The 18,393-nt window shown below is 68.5% G+C and carries 21 protein-coding genes; 12 read left to right on the plus strand and 9 right to left on the minus strand.

Annotation, left to right across the window (positions count from 1 at the left end):
• Positions 1-152: 152 nt before the first annotated feature.
• The 7 genes from DMB37_RS16290 to DMB37_RS16320 all read left to right on the plus strand — a co-directional run bounded on the left by DMB37_RS16290 (position 153) and on the right by DMB37_RS16320 (position 7,004).
• The gene (locus DMB37_RS16290) at positions 153-3,005 is read left to right on the plus strand and encodes a sensor histidine kinase (protein ID WP_135233449.1); all 2,853 of its coding nucleotides are present in this window, start codon (positions 153-155) and stop codon (positions 3,003-3,005) included.
• Positions 3,002-3,409, plus strand: coding sequence for a roadblock/LC7 domain-containing protein (locus DMB37_RS16295; protein ID WP_107659354.1), 408 nt, complete (start codon positions 3,002-3,004; stop codon positions 3,407-3,409). The genes DMB37_RS16290 and DMB37_RS16295 overlap by 4 nt, the downstream gene beginning before the upstream one ends.
• 7 nt (positions 3,410-3,416) lie before the next feature.
• Positions 3,417-3,788, plus strand: coding sequence for a DUF742 domain-containing protein (locus DMB37_RS16300; protein WP_107659355.1), 372 nt, complete (start codon positions 3,417-3,419; stop codon positions 3,786-3,788).
• Positions 3,778-4,410: an ATP/GTP-binding protein gene (locus DMB37_RS16305; protein WP_370465408.1), complete on the plus strand. Its 633-nt coding sequence runs from the start codon at positions 3,778-3,780 to the stop codon at positions 4,408-4,410. Before DMB37_RS16300 ends, DMB37_RS16305 begins: the two co-directional genes overlap by 11 nt.
• Before the next feature lie 73 nt (positions 4,411-4,483).
• A complete protein-coding gene (locus DMB37_RS16310; RefSeq protein ID WP_135233450.1) occupies positions 4,484-5,242 on the plus strand; it encodes an MHYT domain-containing protein in 759 nt (252 codons plus the stop codon).
• Between the two features lie 69 nt (positions 5,243-5,311).
• The gene (locus tag DMB37_RS16315; protein WP_167768862.1) at positions 5,312-6,328 is read left to right on the plus strand and encodes a glycoside hydrolase domain-containing protein; all 1,017 of its coding nucleotides are present in this window, start codon (positions 5,312-5,314) and stop codon (positions 6,326-6,328) included.
• Positions 6,329-6,779: 451 nt separating this feature from the next.
• On the plus strand, positions 6,780-7,004 hold the full coding sequence (locus DMB37_RS16320) for a hypothetical protein (protein ID WP_135233452.1): 225 nt from the start codon (positions 6,780-6,782) through the stop codon (positions 7,002-7,004).
• Between the two features lie 200 nt (positions 7,005-7,204).
• Here DMB37_RS16320 and rpmF read toward each other — a convergent pair whose 3' ends face one another.
• From rpmF to mrf, 3 genes are read right to left on the minus strand one after another with little or no spacing between them, the layout of a single operon-like run.
• Positions 7,205-7,378, minus strand: a complete 174-nt coding sequence (rpmF, locus tag DMB37_RS16325) for a 50S ribosomal protein L32 (RefSeq protein ID WP_135233453.1) — start codon at positions 7,376-7,378, stop codon at positions 7,205-7,207.
• A gap of 1 nt (position 7,379) precedes the next feature.
• Positions 7,380-7,643 (minus strand): type B 50S ribosomal protein L31, encoded by a 264-nt coding sequence (locus DMB37_RS16330; protein WP_107659360.1) that lies wholly within the window; start codon positions 7,641-7,643, stop codon positions 7,380-7,382.
• Complete coding sequence (mrf, locus tag DMB37_RS16335; protein WP_135233454.1) at positions 7,640-8,962, minus strand: ribosome hibernation factor-recruiting GTPase MRF; 1,323 nt, start codon at positions 8,960-8,962, stop codon at positions 7,640-7,642. Before mrf ends, DMB37_RS16330 begins: the two co-directional genes overlap by 4 nt.
• A 95-nt stretch (positions 8,963-9,057) precedes the next feature.
• Here mrf and rpmB point away from each other — a divergent pair, with 95 nt between their 5' ends.
• From rpmB to rpsR, 4 genes are read left to right on the plus strand one after another with little or no spacing between them, the layout of a single operon-like run.
• Positions 9,058-9,294, plus strand: coding sequence for a 50S ribosomal protein L28 (rpmB, locus tag DMB37_RS16340; protein ID WP_107659362.1), 237 nt, complete (start codon positions 9,058-9,060; stop codon positions 9,292-9,294).
• A gap of 13 nt (positions 9,295-9,307) precedes the next feature.
• Positions 9,308-9,478 (plus strand): 50S ribosomal protein L33, encoded by a 171-nt coding sequence (gene rpmG, locus DMB37_RS16345; RefSeq protein ID WP_135233455.1) that lies wholly within the window; start codon positions 9,308-9,310, stop codon positions 9,476-9,478.
• A gap of 39 nt (positions 9,479-9,517) precedes the next feature.
• The gene (gene rpsN / locus DMB37_RS16350; protein WP_107659363.1) at positions 9,518-9,823 is read left to right on the plus strand and encodes a 30S ribosomal protein S14; all 306 of its coding nucleotides are present in this window, start codon (positions 9,518-9,520) and stop codon (positions 9,821-9,823) included.
• Positions 9,824-9,855: 32 nt separating this feature from the next.
• Positions 9,856-10,110, plus strand: a complete 255-nt coding sequence (gene rpsR / locus DMB37_RS16355; RefSeq protein ID WP_040738992.1) for a 30S ribosomal protein S18 — start codon at positions 9,856-9,858, stop codon at positions 10,108-10,110.
• Between the two features lie 70 nt (positions 10,111-10,180).
• Here the strand turns inward: rpsR and DMB37_RS16360 are convergent, their stop codons facing one another.
• The gene (locus tag DMB37_RS16360; protein WP_135233456.1) at positions 10,181-10,750 is read right to left on the minus strand and encodes a LysM peptidoglycan-binding domain-containing protein; all 570 of its coding nucleotides are present in this window, start codon (positions 10,748-10,750) and stop codon (positions 10,181-10,183) included.
• A gap of 209 nt (positions 10,751-10,959) precedes the next feature.
• On the opposite strand from DMB37_RS16360, the gene DMB37_RS16365 reads away from it, so the two are divergent.
• Positions 10,960-11,421 (plus strand): hypothetical protein, encoded by a 462-nt coding sequence (locus DMB37_RS16365; protein ID WP_240772411.1) that lies wholly within the window; start codon positions 10,960-10,962, stop codon positions 11,419-11,421.
• Between the two features lie 12 nt (positions 11,422-11,433).
• Here DMB37_RS16365 and DMB37_RS16370 read toward each other — a convergent pair whose 3' ends face one another.
• The 5 genes from DMB37_RS16370 to DMB37_RS16390 all read right to left on the minus strand — a co-directional run bounded on the left by DMB37_RS16370 (position 11,434) and on the right by DMB37_RS16390 (position 18,290).
• Positions 11,434-12,999 carry a family 20 glycosylhydrolase gene (locus DMB37_RS16370; protein ID WP_135233457.1) on the minus strand — a complete coding sequence of 522 codons (1,566 nt, stop codon included), beginning with the start codon at positions 12,997-12,999 and terminating at the stop codon, positions 11,434-11,436.
• A gap of 222 nt (positions 13,000-13,221) precedes the next feature.
• Positions 13,222-14,799 carry a bifunctional phosphoribosylaminoimidazolecarboxamide formyltransferase/IMP cyclohydrolase gene (gene purH, locus DMB37_RS16375; protein WP_135233458.1) on the minus strand — a complete coding sequence of 526 codons (1,578 nt, stop codon included), beginning with the start codon at positions 14,797-14,799 and terminating at the stop codon, positions 13,222-13,224.
• Complete coding sequence (purN, locus tag DMB37_RS16380) at positions 14,796-15,494, minus strand: phosphoribosylglycinamide formyltransferase (protein WP_370465409.1); 699 nt, start codon at positions 15,492-15,494, stop codon at positions 14,796-14,798. Before purN ends, purH begins: the two co-directional genes overlap by 4 nt.
• A 59-nt stretch (positions 15,495-15,553) precedes the next feature.
• The gene (locus DMB37_RS40545; protein WP_167768863.1) at positions 15,554-17,065 is read right to left on the minus strand and encodes a DUF6350 family protein; all 1,512 of its coding nucleotides are present in this window, start codon (positions 17,063-17,065) and stop codon (positions 15,554-15,556) included.
• A 154-nt stretch (positions 17,066-17,219) separates the two neighbouring features.
• Positions 17,220-18,290 carry a DUF5336 domain-containing protein gene (locus DMB37_RS16390; protein WP_135233460.1) on the minus strand — a complete coding sequence of 357 codons (1,071 nt, stop codon included), beginning with the start codon at positions 18,288-18,290 and terminating at the stop codon, positions 17,220-17,222.
• Positions 18,291-18,393: the final 103 nt, after the last annotated feature.

An 18,393-nucleotide genomic window follows, 5' to 3' on the forward strand; every position in this document is an offset into this window, starting at 1 on the left:
CAGTCCCTACGGATTGCCGACGGCCAGTCAGCACGGTATGTTCCGTGCGGTAAAAAGAAGACCTTGAGTTGGTTCTCGGCGGGTTGATCCAGACTGCTCCTAGACAGCCACCATTCGGGGACCATGCGCGGAGTGGAGGCGACGGAAGCGGAATGGAAGCTGCACCGCGTTCCTGGCAATTCAGCCTGTCCAACATGTCGGTCACGCGCAAGGTCGGCATCGTCCTGCTGCTGCCGGTGCTGCTCGCCTCCGCCTTCGCCGGACTGCGCATCAAGGACGAGCTCGGGGTGATCTCGAAGCTCGACGCGGCTACCGAGCAGGCCCGCATCCTGCGCCCGATGCTCGAATTCGGCGAAGCCACCGAACAACTCGCGATCGCGGCGGTCAACGCCAGGCCCGAGGACCCGATCGACTCCGTCGCGGCCAAGTTCGATCAGGCGGCCATCGATCTGGAAACCGCGCTGCGGACGAAGAAATCCGACGACGGCACCACCAAGGAACTTCCCGCGGCCATCGCGGTGGCCCGCACCATGCGCAACGGCCTGCGCACCTCCTCCCCCGCGACCATCGGCGGACAGGTCGACGAGGTCGGCACCCGGATCATCACGGCGATCTCGGTGTCCTCGTCGATCGAGGAGATCGTCATCCAGCGCTACTTCCTGCAGTTGGGCTTGATCGCCAACGCCTCTCGCCTGCTCACCCAGGAGCAGATCATGTCGGCGACCGCGGGCGGTGGTAACCCGGCCGCGCTGGCGGGCATGCTGACCACGCTCGGCGCCGAGATGATGCTGACGTACTCCTATCCGCAGATGAGTCCGTCGTCGGCGACCAACGCGCAGGTGCTGACCGACGCGGTGCAGACCCGCATCGGCGCGCTCAGCCAGAACCCGAACAGCCTCGGCAACAACCCGGTGATCACCGATTCGTTGCGCACCAGCTCCGACGCCTATCGCCAGGCCACCACGGCGCTGCTCGGCACCATCGACTCCAAGCTGGCCGACCGGACCATCGAGCTGCGCAGCGCGGTGCTGCGCGACGTCGCGATCGTGATCACCACGCTGCTCGCCGGTCTCGCCCTCGCCCTCGCGGTGGCCCGCTCGCTGGTCGTGCCGATTCGCCGCCTGCGCCACGACGCGTTGCAGGTCGCGCACGTCGATCTGCCGAACGAGATCGAGGTGGTGCGCACCGGCGGCGCGACGCCGAAGATCACGCCGGTCGACATCCGCACCACCGAGGAGATCGGCCAGCTGGCCCGCGCGGTCGACGATATCCACCAGGCCTCGCTGCACCTGGCCGCCGAGCAGGCGCGCCTGCGGGTGCAGATCGGCAGCATGTTCGAAACCCTGTCGCGGCGCAGCCAATCGCTGGTCGAGCAGCAGCTGGCGCTGATCGAGGATCTCGAGCACGACGAGGACAACACCGAACGGCTGCAGAGTCTTTTCCGCCTCGACCACCTGGCCACCCGGATGCGCCGCAACGGCGACAACCTGCTCGTGCTGGCCGGCACCGCGCTGCGCCGTGGTCAGCTGCACCCGGTCCAGCTCTCCGACATGCTCTGGAGCGCGGTCTCCCAGGTCGAGGACTATCAGCGGGTCGAGATCGGCGCCGTCCCCGACGGCATCGTGGCCGGCGAGCCTGCCATCGATATCGAGCATCTGCTCGCCGAACTGATCGACAACGCGCTGCGCTACTCACCGCCGACCACACCGGTGACGCTGTCGGTGTCGCGCGCCGTCGACGGTGGCTATCTGATCGAGATCATCGACCGCGGTCTCGGCATGTCGACCGAGGATCTGCGCGCCATCAACGACCGGCTGAGCTCCGGCGGTGAGGTCACCGTCGAAACCGCCCGCCGAATGGGACTTTTCGTGGTGGGCAGGCTGGCCAAGCGACACACCATCACCGCGAGCCTGCGGCGCACCTCCACCACGGCGCAGCAGCCGGGCGTCACCGCGAGCGTGCACCTGCCCGGCGCGCTGGTCGCGCCGCCGCTGGACGCCACCGACCCGACCGGCAAGCCGCTGGAGCTGACCGGCGACTACGACCTGCCCGCGCAGCCGCGCACCCTGGTGCCGGTGCCGAGCCTGCCGCAGCACACCTCGCCGCGGTTCGAGGTGAGCAGCTCCGGTCTGCCGCAGCGCAGGCCCGCCATCCGGGTCGCCGAGCCGCCCGGCCAGCCCGCTGTCTCGGTGCCGACGCGGACCAACACCCCCGACACCGATTCCGACGCACAGCCGCCGACACAGCCGTGGTCGATCAACACCCCGACCGACGATCGCTCCCCCTTCGGTCCGCCGACCGTGGGCGTGAGCGCGCCGATCCGGGTGGCCGACGCCGAGCCGGAGCGACCGGCCGGGCTGTGGGCCGAGCCGGAACCCGAGTCGCCCCAGCGCGAATCGTCCGAGCGCGAATCGTCCCAGCGCGAGCCGGAACCGGAACTGACGGTGCCGCAGCAGCGGGTGCCGCGGGAGCCGCAGCAGCGCGAGTCCGAACCGCACAAGGCGGGGCCGAGCGCCGAGCGGGAGCCGGCCCGCACCACGTCACGCTCGGGCCTGCCCATGCGACGCCCGGCCGCGGTACCCGAACCCGCACCCACACCGACGCCTGCTCCCGCACCCGAGCGCACCCCCGAGCCCGCGACGGTGACCTCCTCGCGCTTGCAGCCGGTGGCAGGCGCCTCACCGACCCCGATCTACCAGCGCATGGTGTCGGAGTGGCTGGTCGAGCCCGCGACGTCGCAGGCCGCCGAGAGCACCTGGACCTCGCCCGCCGACGTCGGCTGGACCGCGGCCGAAGAGGCGACACACCCGACACCTACCGGCCGCACCAGCGGTGGACTTCCTATCCGAACGCCGGGCGCGCAGCTCGTCCCCGGCGGTCTGGCCCAGGCAGACGAATCGGGAGCCCGTGATCCCGAGGAGATTCGGAACAACCTGACCAGGCATCTCAGTGGGGTCCGCAGTGGGCGGGCCAATGCGCAGTACGACGACGGAGGGCTTGCATGACCAACGCGAACAGCACCACGGATGAGAACCTGAACTGGCTGGTCGCCAGATTCACCCGGGACGTACCCGGCGTGTCCCACGCGGTGCTGGTGTCGGCCGATGGCCTGCTGCAGGCGACCAGCCCACACCTGCCTTCGGACCGGGCCGAGCAGCTCGCGGCCGTCACCGCGGGTCTGGCCAGCTTGTCGATGGGCGCGGCGTCGCTGTTCGACGGCGGCAAGGTGATGCAGTCGATCGTCGAGATGCAGCGCGGTTACCTGCTGGTGATGAGCGTGGGCAACGGCTCGCACCTGGCCGTGCTCGCCAACAAGTCGCACGATATCGGGCGGATCGGCTACGAGATGGCGCTGCTGGTCGACCGCGTCGGCACGGTGGTCACCGCCACCGCGCGTACCGCGGTTTGAGCAGGAGATGTCCAATCCCTACGGACCTGGACCCCGACCGACCACGCGCGTCCGACCTTATGCCCTGACCTCCGGGCGTACCGAGCCCGCGGTCGACCTGCCGCTGGAAGCGGTCATCGAGACCTTGTCCTACACTGCGCATCTCGACTGGCCCACCGGTGATGTCCGCACGGATATCCTTCGGCTCGGCACACACCGGCTTTCCGTCGCCGAGATCGCCGCTCACTTGGATCGTCCGCTCGGCATGATTCGGGTGATGATCGGTGACCTCGTGGTAGACGGCATTGTGCGTCTGCATTCGACACTGACTGACGAGGCGAGTTTCGACGAGCGCCGTTCTTTGATGGAGAGGACTTTGCGTGGACTCCGTGCCCTATAAGAAGATCGGGCCCGACACCAACCCCGGCCAGGCCGACGGGGACAACCGGACCGCGTCCACGAAGATCGTGGTGGCGGGTGGTTTCGGGGTAGGTAAGACAACATTTGTCGGCGCGGTGTCCGAGATCGTTCCGCTGCGCACCGAGGCGATGGTGACCCGGTTCTCCGACGGTATCGACGACCTAGCCGATACGCCGGAGAAGGAAACCACCACGGTGGCCATGGATTTCGGCCGGATCATCCTGCCGGGCAACCTGGCGCTGTACCTGTTCGGCACACCGGGCCAGCGGCGCTTCTGGTTCATGTGGGACGACCTGATCCGCGGCGCGATCGGCGCCGTGGTGCTGATCGATACCCGCAGGCTGGAGGACAGCTTCGCGGCGGTCGACTTCTTCGAGGCGCGTCAGCTGCCGTTCCTGGTCGCGGTCAACCGTTTTCCGAACGCACCCCGCTTCCCGATCGCCGAACTGCGCGAGGCGCTCGCGGTGCGCGAGAGTGTGCCGATCGTGGATATCGACGCGCGCAACGCCAACGAGGTGCGCCAGTCGCTGGCTGCGGTGACCGAGTACGCCATCCAGCGCCTCGCCGCGCAGGAGCGGGAGCAGGAACAGGCGGTGCTGTGAGGGAGCGTCAGCGAGCGAACCAAAGACACAGGCCCCTGGGCACGACGGAGCTGAGCGTCAGCGAGGCGCAGTCGTGACCTATTTCAGCATGGGCTACTGGATTATCGGTCTGTCCGTTGCGGTTTCCGTGGTCGGTGCGCTGGTCGGCTTCAGTTGCATCCAGCATTCGACACGCTCGGTGACCTCGAAGTTCCGGGTGGTGTGGCAGGCGTCCGCGGCGATCTCGATCGGCGGGGTCGGGGTCTGGCTGCCGGTGTTCGTCTCGATGCTCGGTGTCACGGTGCCGGGCAGCCTGGTCCGCTACGACGTGTGGAGTGTCGCCGCGGGAGCGGTGATCTCGGTGCTCGCGGTGTGGGCCGCGCTGGCCATCATGGGGCGGACGCTGAACGTCGCGCGCCTGATCGGTGCCGCGGCGATCATGGGCGGTGGTTTCGGCCTGATGCACTTCCTGGCCTTGGACTCCATGCACATTCAAGGTTCGACCACGCTGGCTCCGCTGCTGTTCGCCGGCGCGGTGGCGATCGCGGTCGCAGTCTCGGCGGCCACCCTGTGGTTCACCCAGCCGAGGCGGCCGTTGTCGCTGCTGATCGCTGCGGCGGTGGTGTTCGCGGCCGGGATCACCGGCATGCACTACACCGATCTGCTCGGGCTGGAGGTCGATCTCGCGACGACCAGCGCGACGCCGCCCGGTGAGGATCTGTTCGGTTTCTTCGTGCCCGCGTTTGTAATCGGCATGCTGTCGCTGGCCGTGCCGATCAGTGCGATCCTGATCGCGCCGGACCGGCGTACGTCGATTCCCGTGCGGGCGCCCGCGCCGAGTTCCGCGTACTGAGCTGATTCGGGTGGCCAGGGTTCGGCAATGCCACCGAATTCCCTGTCGACCCGATTTACAGTGAGAGATATGCGTTTCGGTCTCGACTACGCCGGGGGTCGGCCGGGGGGTGCGGCGATCCGCGCGGCGGGTTTCGACTTCGTGGTCCGGTATCTGTCCGATGGTGGCCCCACCTTGCCAGGCAAATTGCTGACCCCCGCCGAAGCGGATGATCTACGCGCACACGGTGTGTCGATCGCGTCGAACTGGGAGACCACCGCGGCCAGGATGCTGGACGGCTACGGTGCCGGGGTCGTCGATGCGCGGGCGGGCTTGGCGCAGGTGCTGCGCTGCGGCGGCAGGCAGGATCGCCCGATCTACTTTTCCGCCGATTTCGACGCGACACCGCAGGATCAGCAGCGGATCAATGCCTATCTCGACGGTGCCGCGACCGTGCTCGGTCGCGCGAATGTCGGTATCTACGGCGGGTATTGGTCGGTGAGCCGCGCGCTGGATTCGGGCAGCGCCACCTGGGCTTGGCAGACCGATGCCTGGTCGGGCGGCAATGTCGAGACGCGGCGCAATATTCATCAGACGTTGCGCCAGCAGGTGGTCGGCGGCGTGGTCTGCGATGTGAACGTGGCCGAGACAACCGATTTCGGTCAGTGGGATTTTGCCGAGGAGGCGGACGTGACGCCGGAGCAAGAAGCAGTGCTGCGCGATATCCAGATCCAGTTGCGCGGGCCGGGGCTGTCGGGCTGGCCGCAGTTGGGTACCGACGAGCAGGGCCGTAATCGCACGCTGGTGGACGGCGTGGCCGCCGCGCTGGCCCGGATCAGTGAGCTGGAGGACGAGGTCGGTGAATTGCGCACCGAGATCAGCGAATTGGAGGCGACCACCGCCGATCTGACCGAGCAGGTGGAGCGATCGTGTGGCCGGCGGTGGCCGTGGCCGCTGTCGTTGGTCGAGGGGCCCGCGAACTTGGTGGGTGAGCAGTTGGCGCGATTGGAGTCGATGTTGCCCGATCTGCCCGGTTTGCCGGGGCAGGGCGGGGGTACGCAGCACACATCCAGTCGTGATGAGCTGGATTCGCGGGCGAAGCGGTGAAGGCGGCTCGTGCGGGCTGTTGTTCCGCAGGGGCGGAGCGGCGGCGCCGCGGCCGGAATGTTGGCGATGAGCGGGTTCTCTCGGAAACCGGGAGAACCCGCCCTCGTGCACGAGGGTACCGGGGTCAGGACACGACCGCATCACTTCCGGGAGACTTTTCCGCTGCCCAAAAACCAACCAACAGTACGTATTTCGCCTGGTAGCTACCGGGTCGCAATCTGATCGTGCACGAGGTTGCAACGTAGCTCCGAACAGACCGTTAGCTGTCGGATTGCCATTTGTTCAGGGTACCTAACGAAAGTCGGCCATCAACCCGGCGCGACGGCCGGATCGGCCGTTCGACCCCGGCCCGGCGCGTTCGTCACCCACAACAGCACCGTCCGAGTTATCGTCGGCTGGCACATGGCGCTCATCGAGCGCCGCACATCCAGGTTCGTTCGAAGGAGTTCGCATGGCCGTCAACGTGGTGCTCGACAAGGCTCTCGACAAGGCGTACGAGAACAAGTCGCTGAACGAAATCCTCTCCGCTCCGCCCTCGGCCCTCGCCGGTCTCACCGAAGCGCACGACAAGCAGCTGCTGGAGGCGCTCAAGATCAAGACGATCGCCGATCTGGCCAACAACAAGTACTTCCGGCTCGCCGCGACCCTCGCGGACCTCGCCGCGAAGGAAGGCTGAATTATCGGCCACGCCTTCGGCGCGGCGTGTTCGCGGCCCCTTTGTGGCTCGTGTCTCAGCGACCGCTGCTCGCGACTACGTCGCATGCGCATCGGCCACTGAGACACGAGCCGGGCCGCGAACGGCACTCGAAAGCCTCGCGCGTGGTGGTCATCTGGAGCCGAATCCCTAGCGCTTGATGACCACCACGGCGGCGGGCCTCAGATCCGGTCTAGATCGATCAGCCCCCTGCGCACCGCCGCGACCAGCCGGCGCGGCACCTTGTGCACCACACCGCCGACGGTCACCGGCACCAGATCCGGCGGCGTCGCCTTCCACCGCGCGCGCCTGCTGCGGGTATTGGACCGCGACATCTTCCGCTTCGGAACCGCCATCTCAGCCCTCCCCGCGTCGCGCGCGCTTGCCGTACTTGCGCTCGAACTTCTCCACCCGGCCCTGGCTGTCCAGCACGCGGTGCGCGCCGGTCCAGAACGGATGGGAGTCCGAGGTCACATCGACCATCAGCAGTGGATAGGTGTTGCCGTCCGACCACTGCACGGTGCGCGTGCTGGTCGCGGTCGACCGGGTGAGGAACTGCTTGCCGGTGCCCGCGTCCTCGAACACCACCGGGTGATAGTCCGGATGGATTCCTGATTTCATTTCGCCTCTCCTCTCGGGCTTTTCACGTCTTCGATGGGCAGCGTCGCCTCGGTGCTCTCGCACGGATCGGCATGCCAGGCGCCGAACGGGTCTTCCCACAGCGCGACTCGTTCGGGCGCGCGTTCGACCAGGCGCAGCTCGTCGTCCTCCACCAGCGCCCAGTGCAGGGCCTCGCGGATCTCGTTGGGGTCGGCGTCGTGCACCAGGATCACCAGCGAGATGTCCCGGTCGCCGAACTGGTCGTCCCAGCGCAGCGCGGCCATCGCCCGCCGGTCCGGATCCGCCTGCGCGAGTTCGGTTTCCGACATCGCCGCCAGCCAGCGGCCCGCACTGCCGACGCGCAGGCCGCCGCCCGCGGACTCCAGCCAGGCCACCTCGTCGGGCTGGGTGGCCAGCCACATGCGACCGCGGGCGGTCACCACGCCGTCGAACAGCACGTCGAGCGCCTCGTGCAAGCGGCCGGGATGGAACGGCCTGCTTGCCGCGAATTCCAGCAGGGCAACACCGTAATCGCTGGTGAGCGGCGGCTGGCCGCGCAGCAGCGGGGCATGCGCGTCGAACACCCGGCCGCGGCGCGAGTGCGCGGGAATGCGCGTCAGCAGTTCCTCGATCCGGGCCGCGGTGAGCGTGCGTGGGTCGTCCACCCAGGCCACCGGCGCGTCGGGAACCAGCCTGGCCAGCACCGCGCCGAGCTTGCCGCGCTCGACCTCGGCCCCGGGCGTCGCGGGTCCCACTGCGATTACCGCGTCGGCGAATTCGACCTGACCGACGGCCAGCTGCGCCACCGTCCGCTCGTCGTCGGCACGGGCGAGGCCGCGCTCGGCGAGCGTGTCCTCGCCGGTGGCGTCGGCCAGCCACGCGCTCGCGTCCAGGAACGTCAGCACCGCGTCGATGCGCACGTCCCGTCCGGCCGGTCCGTCGACCCGGCCCAGAATGCCTTCCACCACAACGTGTTCGATGGCGTGGCAGACCGCCTCGGCCTCGAAGGCCGGATCCAGTGCCAGCACGATGCGGTCGACCGAATCCCGCGCGGCCAGCGTGCGCAGCAGCGGCAGCAGGTCGATCCGCAGGGTGCAGGAGACACAGCCGTGCGCGAGTTCGAGCACGTCGGAGGTCTCGTAGGTCGCGCTGCGCACCGTGCGGTGCACGATGCCCTCGTTCAGTTGTTTCAGGTCGTGATGGACGACCACGGTGCCGGGCGCTTCCTGGCACAGCGCGGTCGCCGCGTACTCGGCGCCCGCCGCGGCGGGCCCGGCGAATCCCGCGAGCACCACGACCGGTGTTCGCCGGTCGGTCTCCGATGGGACCACGGACAGCACCCCTTTCGATAACGATTTTCATTTGCGTCAGAGCAACGGTACATTGTCGATCAATCGTTGTCGAAAATGATTGTCATCTACCGGAGGGAGCCCGTATGTCGGCCCACTGCCAGGTCACCGGGCGTAAGCCCGGGTTCGGCAAGTCCGTCTCGCACTCACACAGGCGGACCAACCGCCGCTGGAACCCCAACATCCAGCGCAAGACCTACTTCCTGCCCAGCGAGGGCCGGCGCGTCACGCTGACCGTCTCGGCCAAGGGCATCAAGACCATCGACCGGGACGGGATCGAGGCCGTGGTGGCCCGGATCAGAGCCCGCGGCGACAAGATCTGACGAGGAGAAACCGATGGCGTCCAAATCGACCGAGCTCAGGCCGATCGTCAAACTGAAGTCCACCGCGGGCACCGGCTACACGTATGTGACCAGGAAGAACCGCCGCAACGATCCGGACAGGATGGTGCTGCGCAGATACGACCCGGTCGTGCGCAGGCACGTCGATTTCCGCGAGGAGCGGTGAACATGATGCCGCACAACGTCTTTCCGGAGGAGTGCTGACATGGCGAAGAAGTCGAAGATCGCCCGCAACGAGCAGCGGGCCGCCGTCGTCGCGCGCTACGCCGAGCGCAGGGCCGAGCTGAAGGAGCTCATCCGCAAGCCGGCCACCTCCGCCGCCGACCGGGCCGAAGCCCTCGCTGAGCTGCAACGACAGCCGCGGGACGCCAGTCCGGTACGATTGCGCAATCGGGACGCCGCTGACGGACGACCGCGCGGTCACCTCCGGAAGTTCGGATTGTCCCGTGTGCGTGTGCGCGAGATGGCCCACCGGGGCGAGTTGCCCGGTGTGCGCAAATCGAGCTGGTAGACAACCACCGTTCTCGTACGAAGGATCCGTATATGGCAGTCAAGCGAGCACCGTCGAAGAAGGTTCGCGCCGAACAGGCCCGCCGTCCGAAGAAGAACCCGCTCATTGCCGCAGGCATCGAGAAGGTCGACTACAAGGACGTCAACCTGCTGCGGACGTTCATCTCCGACCGCGGCAAGATTCGCAGCCGCCGGGTCACCGGGCTCACCCCACAGCAGCAGCGGCAGGTCGCCGTCGCGGTGAAGAACGCCCGCGAAATGGCGTTGCTGCCCTTCACCAGTCGGTAGTCACACCGCCGCACGAAAAAGTGGGACCCCGATTGCTCGGGGTCCCACTTTTGTCTTGCGCCGCAATGAGTTACGGGATGGTCAGCACCTGACCCGGGTTGATCGCGTCCGGGTTGTCGATGCCGCTGGCGTTCGCGATCTCCTGGTAGCGGTTGCCGTCACCGTAGAAGCGCTCGGCGATCGCCCACAGGGTGTCACCCGGCTCGACCGTGTAGGTCTGCGCGGCGGGGGCCGCGGGCGGCGGCGGAACCTCTTCCGCGGCGGGGGCCTCGGCAACCGGCTCCGGCTCGGGGGCCTGCAGCGGGTTGTCGGTCTTGGTGTCGGAGGCCCACAGCGCGCTGCCGTCCTTGCCGTACAGCACCACATTGCGGTCGGCCTGCACGACCAGCCGGTCCGCGTCCTTGCCGTTGGTCTCGGTGGACCAGGCCGAACCCTCGCCCTTGTACAGCACGAAGTTGCCGTCGTCCTGCAGGGTCGCGCGCTCGACACCCTGGTTGTGAGTCAGGGTGGACCACACCACATTTCCGCCCGGCTCGGCCAGCACGAGGTTACCGTCGTCCTGCAACGTAAGGGTGTAAGCACCACCCTGCAGGGACTGCCCCAGTCCGAGTTCTTCGCCTACGCGCAGTGTGTCGCCCACGGTACTTCCTTTCGAAGATTCTGAAGAGCATCCGACAATCGATGCGCGCCGCAAACACAGGCGGGCATCTAGGCCGAAGATACTGCTCTGACGCGGGTTACGTAGGGATTACGCGCACGGTTCGCCGAAAGTTCACTGTGGGGTGTGTCCTATTGCCGTGTCATGTTCTGTGTGAGATGGCGGCGGCCACGCCCACTAGTGTTGTCGGCATGACTCGGATGTCGGGCGGGCGCGCCGCCGCAGCTGTTGCCGTTGTGCTCGGGTGCCTCGCCGCGGCGGGGTGCGGCGGTTCGGATGACGCTGCGCCGCAACCGAAAACAAGCGCGACGACGAGTGCCGCGCCGAGCACTCCCACCCAGGACACCGGCGGCAACAGCGGCCGCCCGTTCACGGCCGACCCGGCCATCGTGAACGCGCGCCCGATCGCGTTCGACTCCTGGACACGGCTGGCAGACGACCGGATCGCGGTCAACTTCCAGACCGGCACGCCGGAATGCTACGGCGTGGACGCCACTGTGCGCGAGACTGATTCGACGGTCACCGTCGAGCTGCGTTCCGGCACCAGGGCCGACGCGGTCGGCCGGATGTGCACCATGAACGCGGTGTTCGGCACGCTGGAGCTGTCGCTGAAGGCACCTTTGGGCAACCGGCAAGTCCTGAGCGCGGTGTAGGCGGCGGGCGCGCTACGACGCGGGTTCGCCCACGGCATCGGCCACGGCCGCGAACTCGGGATAGCTGATCGCTTGCGGTGGACCCCAGGTCTGCTGTGCCATCACTCGCAGCGGCATCGTGATGGCGGCGGCGATCTCAGCCGGTGTCTGCACCGTCGGGTCGTCGCACCAGACGAACAGACCCGAGCCGAGATTGCGGGTGTTCTGCGCCGGTGTCAGGCGGGTGCCGTCCACGAACAGGGCGGGATCCCATAACTGGTAAGCAATGGGCGGTGGCACGTTGCCCACCGCCGTCGGCCCGCCGGTCACGTAGTAGGTCGGCGTGAACGCGGCATTTCTGACCTCATGGCCCGCGGCGATGAGATCGGCTGGGCTGCGTGCATTTCCGAAATACGGCAGGGGCAGCTGCGGGATGCCCGCCCGGCTCCAGTAGTCGACGACGATGTCGGCGCCGATGTCGAGGGTGCCCGCGCCGGTGTGCAATCCGTCATTCCACACGCGCGGCCGCTTGCCGTGTGCACGGACGATATCCGCGCCCCAGTTGATCAGACCGAGGAACGCGTCCACCGGCTGCGCCTGCGGACCGTAGGTGGCGCGCGCGTAGGCGCCGATCTGCGGGTACTCGTCGAAGCTCGCGACCCGGGCACCGTCGAGCAGGAACTCGTCCGCGCCGAGATGCCAGTAGCGGCCGGGGAACAGCGGCAAGAACTCCTCGAGAATGTCGCGCATCAGGTCGTAGGCGCGCGGATTCGCGATATCGATGGCCGCGTCGGAGACCCGCCCGCTCGCGCTGCGTAGTTTCAGCTCGGGGTACGCGGCCAAGATGCCGTTCATGTGACCGGGGAAGTCGACCTCCGGCACGATCTCGACCTGATATCGTGCCGCGTACTCGATCAGGTCGCGGATGTCTCGCTTCGAATAATGCTGCGCGGCAGTGATTTCTGGATGCCGTTCGCTTTCCAGGCGGAAGCCGAAGGTGTCCGAGAGGTGCAGGTGCAGCAAGTTCAGCTTGAGGTAGCCCATGCGGCGGATTTGTGCGCGCAACAGGTCTACCGGCATGAACTCACGGCCGACGTCCAGCATGAGGCTGCGTTCGCGGTACTGCGGCCAATCGGTCACGGTGCCGCCGGGCAGCTCGTTGCGTTGCCGCAGCAGTTGCAGGGCCGAACTGGTTGCGTAGAACGCGCCGGCGAGGTCGGCACCGCGCAGGTCGAGGGTTTCACCGATCGAAATGCGGTAGGCCTCAGGGGTTTCCGGCGCACCGTCCACCGGCCCGATGCTCAGCACGATGTCACCGGCGCGACCAGTCGAACCCGCCTGCGCGACAACAGTATTGCCAGTGAGTGCTTGCAGACCTGCGGCGAAACCTGTTGCGGTGTCACGCAAAGTTTCGTGCGTATAGACCACCCGGGTCCGCGCGCCGAGGGAGAACGCTTCCCCGCCGGGCTCCCACACCTTCAGCGTGGGCAGTGTGTGCGGTGCTCCCGGCTCCGCCCCGGCCGAGTGCTGTCCACTGAGCAACACCGCTACCGCAGCGACAATCACGACCACACCCGCAGCCACCGCACGAATCGACATGCGGTCACTGTACGAAACCCAGCGCCGACAGCATGCGCGTCCGTGAATCCGCCAGCCGCCTCGTCGCCCTCCGCTCCGCCGACCAACCGACGGGCGCTGGCGTCCCGGCCGCGCTACATCACCGCTGCCAGGCAAGCGCACACCTTTACGAGTCAGGTTGCAGGCGCCCCAAACGCCGAACGCCACGTCGGCGAACCGACGTGGCGTTCGAAGTCGCTCAGCTCAGTGTGCGAAGTGGCGAGACCCTGTCAGGTACAGCGTCACTCCGGCTTCCCGGGCCAGGTCGATGGTTTCCTGGTCACGGACCGAGCCGCCGGGCTGCACGATCGCGCGGACACCCGCCTGCACGAGCTGCTGCGGGCCGTCCGGGAACGGGAAGAACGCGTCGGAGGCCGCGACCGAACCCTTGGCGCGGTCACCGGCGCGCTGCACGGCAAGCTGCACCGCGTCCACCCGGTTGACCTGGCCCATGCCGACGCCGACCGAGGCGCCGTCGTGCGCGAGCAGGATCGCGTTGGACTTCACGGCACGGCAAGCGCGCCAGGCGAATTCGAGATCGGCGAGAGTCTCGGCATCGGCCGCCTCGCCCGCAGCCAGCGTCCAGTTGGCCGGGTCGTCGCCCGCGGCGTCGAGGATGTCGCGCTGCTGCAACAGTGCGCCGCCGCTGATCGGGCGCAGCTCGGCGCCCGCGCGCCGCGGCGGCTCGGCGATCAGGATGCGCACATTCTTCTTGCGCTGCAACACTTCCACCGCGCCGTCGGCGTAGGCCGGGGCCACGATCACCTCGGTGAAGATCTCCGCGACCTGCTCGGCCATCTCCACGGTGACCGTCCGGTTGGCCGCGATCACGCCGCCGAACGCGCTCACCGGATCACAGGCGTGCGCCTTGCGGTGCGCTTCGGCGATGTCGGCGCCGATCGCGATGCCACAGGGGTTGGCGTGCTTGATGATCGCGACGGTCGGCGCGGTGTGGTCATAAGCAGCCCGCCAGGCCGCATCGGCATCGGTGTAGTTGTTGTACGACATCTCCTTGCCGTGCAACTGCTGTGCCTGCGCGAGGCCGAGGCCACCGTCGTTGTTGGTGTACAGCGCCGCCGCCTGGTGCGGGTTCTCGCCGTAGCGCAGCACCGCGGCGCGCTCCCATGTGCCACCGAGCCAGGCCGGGAACAGCTCGGCGGCCGCCTGCTCGCGCTCGGTCACCCCTGGCACCAGCGTGTTCGTCAGCCAGCTCGCGACCGCGACGTCATAGCTCGCGGTGTGCTGAAAAGCCTTGGCCGCCAACGCGGTCCGCTCCGCCAGCGTGAAGCCGCCGGACTTCACCGCGCCGAGCACCTCGTCGTAGTCGCCGCTGTCGACGACCACCGCCACCGAGGGGTGGTTCTTCGCCGCGGCGCGCACCATCGACGGACCACCGATGTCGATCTGCTCGACGCACTCGTCCGGGCTCGCGCCGCTGGCCACGGTCTCGGTGAACGGGTACAGGTTCACCACCACCAGCTGGAACGCCTCGACGCCCAGCTCCACCAGCTGCTCCACGTGCTCCGGCTTGCGGGTGTCGGCGAGGATGCCCGCGTGCACCCTGGGGTGCAGCGTCTTCACCCGGCCGTCGAGGGTCTCCGGGAAGCCGGTGAGCTCCTCGACCTTGGTCACCGGGATGCCCGCGTCGGCGATCTTGCCCGCGGTCGAGCCGGTGGACACCAGCTCGATGCCCGCGGCGTGCAGGCCGGTCGCCAGCTCGATGAGGCCGGTCTTGTCGTAGACGCTCACCAGCGCCCTTTTGATCGCCTTGCGCTCACTCACCGGAGAACTCGCTCATTCGGGATAACTGCCTTTCGTCCGTCGGAAACAATGCCCCGCGTCGCGACGGCGGCGACGACCTGCGCCAGCAACCGCCTTTCGACAACCTTGATGCGCTCGTGCAAGCTCGCCTCGTCGTCCTCGGGCAGCACCGGCACCGCCTCCTGCGCGAGGATCGGCCCGGTGTCGACGCCCGCGTCGACCAGGTGCACGGTCGAGCCGGTGACCCGCACCCCGTAGGCGAGCGCGTCGCGCACCCCGTGCGCGCCGGGGAAGGCGGGCAGCAGCGCGGGGTGGGTGTTGATGATCCGGCCGCCGAACCGGTCGAGAAAGGTCGGGCCGAGGATCTTCATGAACCCGGCGGAGACCACCAGGTCGGGTGTGTAGCTCGCGACCGCGTCGGTCAGCGCGACATCCCAGGCGCCGCGATCGGGAAAGTCCTTCAGCGCCACCTTGAAGTGCGGCACCCCGGCGGCGTCGGCGTGCTCGGTGGCCGCGCACCCGCGGTCGACGCCGACCGCGACGATCTTCGCCGGAAAGTCCGCGGCGGCCGCCGCATCGAGCAGCGCGCGCAACAGCGAACCGGTGCCCGAGGCGAGCACGACCACGGTCGCCGGGGCCGCGGCGGGTGTCCACGCGCCGTGCGGCGACGGGCTGGGGTCGGCAGCCGGCGAGGCCGGCGGGGTGGGTGAGCTCAGGGCTCTACTCCTGCGAGTCGATCCGGATGGCGGACGGAAGAGCTCCGCCGCGATAGAGCCTAACGACCCTCGACCCGGTCACTTTCCGGCAGGTCCGCCTCGACCACCTCGGCATCGACGATGTCCGGTGTGGTATTCGCACCGGGCGCACGCACGGTGTCGATCGCGGTGTGTTCCTCGACGAGTTCGCCGTCCAGTTCGACTTCCAGGTCCGCGCCGTCGTAGTCGGCGTAGTCGTCCTCGAAGTAGTCGCGGTGGTCGGCGTACTCGTCGTCGGCGTAGTAATCGTCGTCCGCGTAATTGTCGTCGGCGTAGTAGTCGTCGTCTTCGTCGTACGGGTCGGCGTAGTCGTCGGGCGCGGTACCGACCGGCACGAGGAACCAGCGCGCGAACGCCAGCCCGACGTAGCCCGGAATGGCCAGCCACGCGAAGGTGACGACGGCGAAAATGGGCAGGTCGAGTCCGATCCGGCCGAACGTGCCGAGTTCGCCGCCCGCGACGACACCGAGCAACAGCAACCCGACGGTGGCCAGCGCCGCCGAGCACAGTGTCGCCCAGGGGGCGTCGATCCGGTCGGTGGAGCTCCGGGCGAGGTCGAGCCCGCCGAGCACGCCGACCGCGGCGGGGATCAGCAGCAGCACCGGCCACCAGCCCGCGGCCGGTCCGGTCGGCACCGCCGCCATCAATGGCACGGCCGGAATCGGGCCGCCGACAACGGAAAACACGCCGAACGAGGCGGCACCGAGCTGCGCGCTGGAGCCGACGAGCACGCCGACCGCCTGCACCACCAGGTTCGGCAGGTAGGCCAGCGAGAGCAGGGTCAGCCCGAGCACCCCGGCGACATTGCCCGCCCCGTGATAGGTGTCCCCGACTCGCGGAATGTGCACCAGAAACGAGAGGACGACCAGCGCGGCGGCGCAGCCGAGCAGCCGCAGCATCGCTCGGCCCGCGCCGTACAGACCGGAGATCGCCCACTCGGGCAGGCGAAGCAGGACGAACAGCTCACGCCGGTTCCTGGTCGCGATCCCGCCCACCGCCGCGATCAGATACAACCCGAATACCCAGGCGAACGCGGCGAGGGTGTTCGGCGGTTGCAGCGCGACGACACCGGACGCGTCCTCGGCGACCGCGAGACAGATGGCCGTGATCAGCAATGGTCCGCCCAGTGCCGCGCCGACTATCCAGCCGAGATCGGCCCGCGTGCAGTCGGGTTCGACGGCGCGGGCACATTCGCGCCCCGCCAGCCAGAGCACCAGCGCGGTCGGCAACAGCGGCAGCAGGCCGAGCGAGGTCTTGCCGATCACCAGTGGAACCTGGTGCACGCCAAGCCATCCCGCGGCGATCGCACCCGAGGTACCGGCGAGGTTGCTGCCCGAGGTCAGCAACGTGGCGAGCACGAGCACGATGATGGCGGCGAGCGCGTAGGTCGTCGGACGCCCGGCGACCAGGACGAGCACCCTGGCGCGCTCCGGGGTCAGCGACAGAAACCCGGCCTCGTCGGGCTCGGGCGGCTCGGGCACCTGGCGCGAGCCACCGGTCCGGCGGACGAGGGAGTTTCTGGACGAATTCACGAGGCCGCCTCGGGACCGCTCGGCTCCATCGTGCGCTCAGGCGCGCTGCATCCCTGATTCACTCGCTGACGCTCACTCATGACAATTCAGCGTGGCAGCTCCCCCGGCACGAGCGGGTCAGGCGCGCCGGATGGCCCGCGCCGGGGAACTGCTGCTACTTGTTGTCGTCGGACGGGCGGAAGGCCTGGGTGGCGTCGGCGGACGGGTCGCCGCCCTGCTCGCCGCCGAACGGCTGGCCCGGCTGCTGCTGCGCGCTCTGCTGGCCCGGCTGCGCGTAGTTCGACGAACCGTACGGCGACTGCTGGGCAGGCTGCTGCGCGGAGCCGAAGTGCTGGGTGGCGTTCTCGTCCGGGCGCGGCTGCTGCGCCTGGCTCGGCGCACCGTACGGCGAACCCTGCTGCGGCCCACCGAAAGCCGTGGTCGGCGGCTGCTGGCCGTACCCGGGCTGACCGTAGGCCTGGCCCTGCTGACCGTAGGTGGGCTGACTCGGCTGGCTCGGCTGGCTCTGGCCGTACGGCGAAGCCTGCTGCCCCACACCGTAACCGGGCTGCTGGCCGTAGGGCGACTGCTGGCCGTAGGGCTGCCCCGGCTGACCCTGACCGTAGCCGGGCTGGTTCTGCCCGAACGCGGAGAACGAGGACTGTTGCTGCTGGCCGTAGCCGCCCTGGTTGAAGCCCGGCTGGCTGGCCGGCCGCGGCGCGGGTGCCTTGACGATGCCCGACTCGAACAGCACCGCGCCGACCGCGAGCGCGGCCTGCACGAAGGCGAGCACGAGCAGAGCGAACGCGCCCCACTTCAGCTCGATGCCGTCGGAGAGGGTGAACGAGTGCAGCGCCAGCGCCAGGAAGCCCGCGACGGAGGCCGCCGCGGCCGCACCCGTCCAGCTCTGCTTGGGCAGCACCGACAGCGCGGCGAGCAGGCCGCCGAGCAGCAGCAGGCCCAGCAGGGCCGCGCCACCCGCCTCGAACAGGCTCGCAGTCTCACTGTTCGCCACCCGGGCGCCGCCGAAATCGACCGCCTTGGTGCCGACGTAGGGCAGGAAACCGAGCAGGAAGTTCAGCACGCCGAGCGCTGCGACACCGACCACCAGGAAGAACGGCAGCCCCTTGGCCTCGGCACCGGACGCGGTCTCGGCGGAAGTGGCGCCGGTCGCCGTCGAACCGGAGCTGGGTGGGGTGGAGGGCGCGGGTGTGTTGTACCCGGAGCCCCCGGACGGGTATGACATGTCGTCGTCTCCTAGGTCGAGTCATACGTGGTCTTCAACTGCTGGATCTGCACCTGACGCTACTGCACTCGCTCGCCCGGGTCACCCTCAACGGACCGGGCGG

Origin of the sequence: Nocardia sp. CS682 (genome assembly GCF_004634405.1) — a bacterium.
Lineage (GTDB): Bacteria > Actinomycetota > Actinomycetes > Mycobacteriales > Mycobacteriaceae > Nocardia > Nocardia ninae.